General features: G+C 74.3%; 6 protein-coding genes. 5 read left to right on the forward strand and 1 reads right to left on the reverse strand.

Going from position 1 to position 7,245, the window contains the following annotated elements; all coding sequences use genetic code 11:
* On the forward strand, positions 1-810 hold an 810-nt coding region (locus tag VGD85_RS08015), incomplete at its 5' end, for a M28 family metallopeptidase (protein ID WP_331062929.1).
* On the opposite strand, the gene VGD85_RS08020 is transcribed toward VGD85_RS08015, so the two are convergent.
* Entirely contained in the window at positions 785-2,143 is a 1,359-nt protein-coding gene (locus tag VGD85_RS08020; protein ID WP_331062930.1) for a CapA family protein, read from the reverse strand. The two genes, VGD85_RS08015 and VGD85_RS08020, sit on opposite strands and share 26 nt — an antisense overlap.
* Before the next feature lie 64 nt (positions 2,144-2,207).
* Here VGD85_RS08020 and VGD85_RS08025 point away from each other — a divergent pair, with 64 nt between their 5' ends.
* From VGD85_RS08025 to VGD85_RS08040, 4 genes are read left to right on the forward strand one after another with little or no spacing between them, the layout of a single operon-like run.
* Entirely contained in the window at positions 2,208-2,738 is a 531-nt protein-coding gene (locus tag VGD85_RS08025; protein WP_331062931.1) for a PadR family transcriptional regulator, read from the forward strand.
* Complete coding sequence (locus tag VGD85_RS08030) at positions 2,735-4,753, forward strand: NADPH-dependent 2,4-dienoyl-CoA reductase (protein WP_331062932.1); 2,019 nt, start codon at positions 2,735-2,737, stop codon at positions 4,751-4,753. Before VGD85_RS08025 ends, VGD85_RS08030 begins: the two co-directional genes overlap by 4 nt.
* Positions 4,754-4,769: 16 nt before the next feature.
* Positions 4,770-5,927: a MalY/PatB family protein gene (locus VGD85_RS08035; protein WP_331062933.1), complete on the forward strand. Its 1,158-nt coding sequence runs from the start codon at positions 4,770-4,772 to the stop codon at positions 5,925-5,927.
* Complete coding sequence (locus tag VGD85_RS08040) at positions 5,924-7,234, forward strand: UDP-glucose/GDP-mannose dehydrogenase family protein (RefSeq protein WP_331062934.1); 1,311 nt, start codon at positions 5,924-5,926, stop codon at positions 7,232-7,234. The genes VGD85_RS08035 and VGD85_RS08040 overlap by 4 nt, the downstream gene beginning before the upstream one ends.
* Positions 7,235-7,245 lie beyond the last annotated feature (11 nt).

Here is a 7,245-nt window from a genome sequence, read left to right on the forward strand (position 1 = left end):
CCGACGCCGCACTTCGACGCCGACCGGGCGCTCGCGACCGTGCGCGCGCTCGCGACGGGCATCGGGCCCCGCCTGGCCACCGGCCCCGCGTTCCGCGACGCCATCGGGCTGCTCCGGCCAGACCTGGCGACGAGCGGGTACGCCGTGACGCAGCAGTGGTTCCACGTCCCGGCGGGTGACTCGTGGGGCGTGCCGGTCGAGGCCGGCCGGTCCGCCAACGTCGTCGCCACACCGCCGTCCTTCGATCCCGCCCTGCCGTACGCGATCGTCGGTGCCCACCTCGACACGGTCGCGGTCGCGCCGGGCGCGGAGGACAACGCCTCCGGCGTGGCTGTGGTGATGGAGCTCGCGCGGACGCTCGACGGCGGCGGCCTCCCGGTCGTGCTGGTGCTCTTCGGTGGTGAGGAGCCGCGCGGACCCGGCGACCTGCACCACTTCGGCTCGAAGCACTACGTCGAGCAGATGACGCGCGAGGAGCGGCGCAACCTGGTGGCGATGGTCTCCCTCGACCGCGTCGGCGTGGGCCCAACGGTCCCGCTGTACGCGATCGACGGCGGCCCGACCGACGTACGCGACCAGCTCGAGCGCGCCGGCGATCAGGCCGGCGTCCCCACCGTCGTGGGGATCAACTCCGGCAGCGACCACGAGTCGTTCGCCGACGCGGGGCTGCCGGCCGCACGGCTCGGCGGCACGTCGTACGCCGCCTACCATTCCGCGGACGACCGCCCCGGCGTCGTCGACCGGGCGCAGCTGGCCCGGGTGGGACGGCTGCTCACCACGTGGATCACCGGGCGGCCGCCAGGTCGCTGAACTCCCAGAACGGGTTGAGGATGCTCGCCGCCTCCGCGTACGGCACGACCTGCGGAGCGAAGCCCGCATCGAGCCGGTAGGGCACGAAGTCGGCCGCCACCAGCCGGTCGCCCCAGAACGTCGCCTCCAGGAGCAAGCCCTCCATGGTGTCGGCCCGGAAGTCCATGTCGAAGACGAAGTTGCCCAGCGACTGCACCACGAGGGAGTCGCCCACCATCGACGCTCCCTGCACCACGTGCGGGTGCCCGCCCACGACCAGGTCGGCACCGGCCTCGACCAGCCGCCGCGCGACCTCGTCCTGCACGGGCCGCGGCCGGTGGACGTACTGCTCGCCCCAGTGCGGCATCACGGTGACGACATCGAAGCGCCGGGACATCCGGCGTACGTCGTGGAGCACGCGGCCCAGCTCCGTCTCGTCCAACGGTCCGGTCCGCGGCGGCATGCCGACCGCGAACGCGCCGGGTCGGTGGTCGGCGGCCGCGGGGGTCTCGCCGATCGCGTTGAAGCCGGTGAACGCGAAGCTGATCCCGTGCCGCTCGACGATGACCGGCTCGCGCGCCGCCGCCAGGTCACGTCCGGCGCCGAACGTGGCGAACCCGCCCGCGCGCAGCAGGTCGACCGTCCGCACCAGGGACTCCTCGCCGAAGTCACCCAGGTGGTTGTTGGCCAGCCCGAGCACGTCGAACCCGGCCTCGCGCAGGTCGGCGCGGACGGCCGGCGGGGCGTAGAACGAGTCGTCGCCCTGGGTGGGCGGGCCGAGCCGCGCCATCGTGCTCTCGAGGTTGCCGACCGTGAGGTCGGCGGCGGCCAGGCGCCCGGCCATCGGCTGCAGCACGGGACGTCCGGTCACCCGCCGCCCGAGCATCACGTCGCCCACGACCGCAAGCGTGGTCACCGGCGGGTGCGCGGGTCCGGTCACCTGGATCGGGTAGGCGTCGGGATCGCGCAGCGGGTCGACGCCGCCGACCTCGATCGCGCGGACCCCCGGCCGCATCGCATCGGCGACCACGATCGCGATCGTGTCCATCGGCAGGTGGTCGAGCCGGTCCGTCCGGTCGACCAGACGCAGCGGACCGGGAGGCTGGCCGAGCCCTTCCCAGTCGTCGACGCGTCCGTCGATCACCCAGCGGGCGACGGCCTCCGGCACCCGGATCGGCGGGCGGCGGGCGTTGACCGCGAGCACCAGGGGCCGGGTCGTCGGCTCGGCCGGGGCGGTCGTCTCCGCCGGCGGCGGGTTGGAGGCGGAGGGCAGCGGCGGGTCCGGTCGCGCCGCCGGGTCCGACGTACAGGCACCGAGCAGCGCGGCCGCCGCGAGGGCTGCCACCCACCTCATGCGACAGCAGTGTGACGCAGCCACCTCTTGCAACTCGTTGCATAGGTAGGCCAGGATCTGGCCCATGGCCCTCGAGCACGCCCTCCTCGTCGCGCTCCGCGAGCAGCCCGCCTCCGGGCTCGACCTCGCCAGGCGCTTCGACCGCTCGATCGGGTTCTTCTGGCACGCCACCCACCAGCAGATCTACCGGGTGCTGGCGCGGATGGACGCCGACGGCTGGGTCCGGGTGACGACCGTCGAGCAGACGGGTCGCCCCGACAAGAAGGTGTACGACGTGACGCCGGCCGGGGCCGAGGTGCTCCGCGCGTGGCTGGCCGCGCCCACCGAGGTCGAGCCGCTGCGCAGCGAGCTCGCGGTCAAGCTGCGCGGCGCCTCCTTCGGCGACCGGGCGGCTGTCCTCGAGGTGGTGCGCGGCAACCTCGCCGACCACCACCTCCGCCTGGAGCACTACCGCGGCCTGATGGCCCGCGACTATCCCCGACCCGGCGAGCTCACCGGCATCGAGCTCGACCAGTACCTCGTGCTGCGCGGCGGCATCCTCGCCGAGGAGATGTGGATCGCGTGGCTCACCGAATACCTGGAGGCACACGCGTGACCACGCACACCGGCTACCCCCACCTGCTCGCCCCGATCACGCTGGGCTCCGTGACCCTGCGCAACCGCGTGGTGATGGGCTCGATGCACACCGGGCTCGAGGACCGCGTCCGCGACCTGCCCGCGCTGGCGGCGTACCTCGCCGAGCGCGCCCGCGGCGGCGTCGGCCTGATCGTCACCGGCGGCTACGCCCCCAACCGTCGCGGCTGGCTCAAGCCGTTCGCCGCGGAGATGACCACGCGGCTGCAGGCGATGCGGCACCGCGACCTCACCGGCGCCGTGCACGACGAGGGCGGCGCGATCGCGCTGCAGGTGCTGCACGCCGGGCGCTACGGCTACCACCCGTTCAGCGTCTCGGCGTCCAACCGGAAGTCGCCGATCACGCCGTTCCGCCCGCGCGCGCTCTCCGCGAAGGCCGTCGACCGGACCGCCACGGACTTCGCGAACTCCGTCGCGCTCGCCCGCAAGGCGGGCTACGACGCGGTCGAGATCATGGGGTCGGAGGGCTACCTCATCAACCAGTTCCTCGCCGCGCGCACCAACGACCGCACGGACGCCTGGGGTGGCACCGCCGCCAAGCGGATGCGCTTCCCCCTGGAGGTCGTACGCCGCTCCCGCGAGCTGGTCGGCGACGACTTCCCGATCGTCTACCGCATCTCGCTGCTCGACCTGGTCGAGGGCGGCCAGACCTGGGACGAGGTCGCCGAGTTGGCCCACGGCCTGGAGGAGGCCGGCGTCACCGTGCTCAACACCGGCATCGGCTGGCACGAGGCGCGGGTGCCGACGATCATCACCCAGGTCCCGCGCGGCGCCTGGCGCTCAGCCACGGCCCGGCTCAAGGCCGAGGTGTCCGTGCCGGTCTGCGCGTCCAACCGGATCAACACCCCCGAGCTGGCCGAGGAGCTCCTCGCCCACGGTGAGGCCGACCTCGTGTCGATGGCCCGGCCACTGCTGGCCGACCCGGACTTCGTCGCCAAGGCCGCGGCCGGCCGCGCCGACGAGATCAACACCTGCATCGCCTGCAACCAGGCCTGCCTGGACCACGTGTTCGCCAACCAGAAGGCGTCCTGCCTGGTCAACCCGCGCGCCTGCCGGGAGACCACGCTGGTGCTCTCCCCCACCCGCACCACGAGGACGGTCGCCGTCGTGGGCGCCGGCCCGGCGGGGCTCGCGGCGGCGGTCTCGGCGGCCGAGCGCGGCCTCGACGTCACGCTCTTCGAGCGGTCGGCCGAGATCGGCGGGCAGTTCCGCCTGGCCATGCAGGTGCCCGGCAAGGAGGAGTTCGCCGAGACGCTGCGCTACTACGCCCGCCGCCTCGAGGTGCTCGGCGCCGACGTCCGGCTGTCGACGACGCCGTCGGTGGCCGACCTGGCGGCGTACGACGAGGTCGTGGTCGCCACCGGCGTCACGCCGCGGGTGCCCGAGCTCGACGGCGTCGACCACCCCACGGTCGTGTCGTATTCCGACGTGCTCAGCGGCGCGGTCGTGCCCGGCCGCCGGGTCGCGGTGATCGGAGCCGGCGGCATCGGCGTCGACGTCAGCCACTTCCTCACCCACGACCCCGCCGACACCGAGGAGGACTGGATGGCCCACTGGGGCGTCGGCGACCCGACGCTGCACCCGGGCGGGCTCACCGAGCGCAAGCCGCGCACCCCGGTGCGCGAGGTGACGCTGCTGCAGCGCAAGACCACCCCGATCGGCATCGGCCTGGGCAAGACCTCCGGCTGGGCGCACCGCGCGGTGCTGAAGCAGTCGGGGGTCGTGCAGGTCAGCGGCGCGACGTACGGCCGCGTCGACGACGCGGGGCTGCACGTGAGCGTCGACGGCGAGGAGCGGGTGCTCGAGGTCGACCACGTCGTGCTGTGCGCGGGGCAGGAGTCCGTGCGTGGGCTCTACGACGAGCTGGTGGCGACCCGCCCCGACGGCGTGCACCTGGTCGGCGGCGCGGACGTCGCCGCGGAGCTCGACGCCAAGCGCGCCATCGAGCAGGGCACCCGGGTGGCCGCTGCGCTGTAGCGGGTTGAATGGCGGCGTGACCAGCAACGGGATCCGCGACCTCACCGACGAGCAGGCCCGCGCGGCGCTCCCCCTCAAGTGGGGCGCGGTCGAGGAGGGCGTGCTCCCGGCGTGGGTCGCGGAGATGGACTACCACCCGGCCGAGCCGATCGAGGAGGCGTTGGTCGCCGCCGTGCGCCGCGGCTCGCTGGGCTACGCCCCGTTCGGCAGCGGCGGCCTGGGCGAGGCGTTCGCGGGCTTCGCGGAGCGGCACTGGGGCTGGACGGTCCCGCCGGAGGCGGTGCTGCCGACCAGCGGCGTGATGACCGGCGTACGACTGGCGCTGGAGGCGCTGTGCCCGCCCGGGCCGGTGGTCGTGCCGCTGCCGTGCTACCCACCGTTCCGCGACGCGGTCGCGGTGACCGGGCGCGAGCTGGTGCCGGTCACCCTCGACCCGGATGCCGACGAGGCCACCCTCGACCTCGACGCGATCGAGGCGGCGTTCGCCGCCGGGGCGCGCACGTTCCTGCTCTGCAGCCCGCACAACCCGCTCGGCCGGGTCTGGACCCGCGACGAGCTGACCGCGCTGGCCGAGCTCGCGGGGCGGTACGACGCGCGGGTGGTCGCCGACGAGATCCACGCCCCGCTGGTGCTGCCGGGCGCGACGTTCACGCCGTACCTCACCGTCGACGAGCGCGCGATCGTGGTCACCAGCGCGTCGAAGTCGTTCAACATCCCGGCCGTGCACGGCGCGCAGCTGGTGCTGCTCGACCCGGCCGACCGCGAGGCGTTCGCGCGGCTGCCGATCCCCGCCCAGCACGACTGGTCCAGCCTCGGCATCGTCGCCGGGGTCGCCGCGTGGCGCGACTGCGACGACTGGCACGCCGCGCTCCTCGGGCGGCTGGCCGCGCAGCGCGACCTGCTCGCCGACCTGCTCGCCGAGCACCTGCCCCGCGCGCGGATGCGGCCGCTGGAGGCGACGTACCTCGCCTGGCTCGACCTGCGGGCTTACGCCGCCGACCCGGCCGCGGTCGCGCTCGCCCACGGGGTGCGGCTGGCGCCGGGCGCCGACTACCAGCCCGGGCTGGACGGACACGTCCGGCTCAACCTCGCCACCAGCCCGGAGAGACTGAGGCGCATCGTTCATCGCGTGGCCACCGCGCTGACATCGGAGGCCTCTTCACTGGAGGAGTGAGGGTCACCGTCATCGGGTGCGGCTACCTCGGCGCCACCCACGCCGCCTGCATGGCCGAGCTCGGCTACGAGGTGCTCGGCGTCGAGATCGACGACGTCAAGCGGCACTCGTTGGCCTCGGGCAAGGTCCCGTTCTACGAGCCGGAGCTCGAGGACCTGCTCTCGAAGCACGCCGCCAGCGGCCGGCTGCGGTTCACCGACTCCTTCGAGGAGGCCGGCGCGTTCGGCTCGATCCACTTCGTGTGCGTCGGCACCCCCCAGCGCGGCGACTCGCTCGGCGCCGACGTGCGGCACGTCGACGCGGCGGTCGAGTCGCTGGCGCCGTACCTCCTCGACGGAGCGCTGGTGGTCGGCAAGTCCACCGTCCCGGTCGGCACCGCCGAGCGGCTCGCGGCCCGGCTCGCCGAGCTGACGCCCGCGGCCGACGCGCGGCTGGCGTGGAACCCCGAGTTCCTGCGCGAGGGGTACGCCGTGCGGGACACCCTCGAGCCCGATCGTCTGGTGTTCGGGGTGTCGGCCGAGCGCGAGGAGCGGCTGCTGCGGGAGTTCTACGCGCCCGTGATCGCGACCGGGACGCCCGTGGTGGTCACCGACTTCGCGACCGCCGAGCTGGTCAAGGTCTCCGCCAACGCGTTCCTCGCCACGAAGATCTCGTTCATCAACGCGGTCGCCGAGGTGTGCGAGGCGGCGGGCGGCGACGTCGTCGACCTCGCGGACGCGATCGGCCACGACGCCCGGATCGGCCGCCGGTTCCTCAACGCCGGCGTGGGGTTCGGCGGCGGCTGCCTGCCCAAGGACATCCGGGCGTTCCTGCACCGCGCCGGCGAGCTCGGCGTCGAGGACACCATGTCGTTCCTGCGCCAGGTCGACGACATCAACCTGCGCCAGCGCACCCGGGTCGTGCAGATCGCGACCGCGACGCTCGGCGGCAACGTCGCGCGGGCGCGGATCGGGGTGTGGGGCGCGGCGTTCAAGCCGCACAGCGACGACGTCCGCGACTCCCCCGCGCTCTCGATCGCCGGCCAGCTCCACCTGCGCGGCGCCCTGGTCTCGGTGTTCGACCCGCAGGCCAACGAGACCGCGCGGGCGACGTTCCCGACGCTGGACTACGCCGAGACCGCCTGGGCCGCGGCCCGCGACGCCGACCTGCTGCTGCACCTCACCGAGTGGCCGGAGTTCCGCGCGATCGACCCGGCCGAGCTGGGATCCGTCGTACGCCGCCGCCAGGTCGTCGACGGCCGCTACGTGCTCGACCTGCCGGCCTGGCGGGCCGCCGGCTGGACCGCCCGGGGGCTCGGCCGCCGCTGAGCCGAGTCGGC

The sequence above is a fragment of the Nocardioides sp. genome (assembly GCF_036401255.1).
GTDB lineage: Bacteria > Actinomycetota > Actinomycetes > Propionibacteriales > Nocardioidaceae > Nocardioides.

Excerpts from the sequence above, each read along its gene's own strand:
- VGD85_RS08025 (WP_331062931.1), top strand. The coding sequence starts at position 2,208 with ATGGCCCTCGAGCACGCCCTCCTCGTCGCGCTCCGCGAGCAGCCCGCC.
- VGD85_RS08020 (WP_331062930.1), bottom strand. The coding sequence starts at position 2,143 with ATGAGGTGGGTGGCAGCCCTCGCGGCGGCCGCGCTGCTCGGTGCCTGT.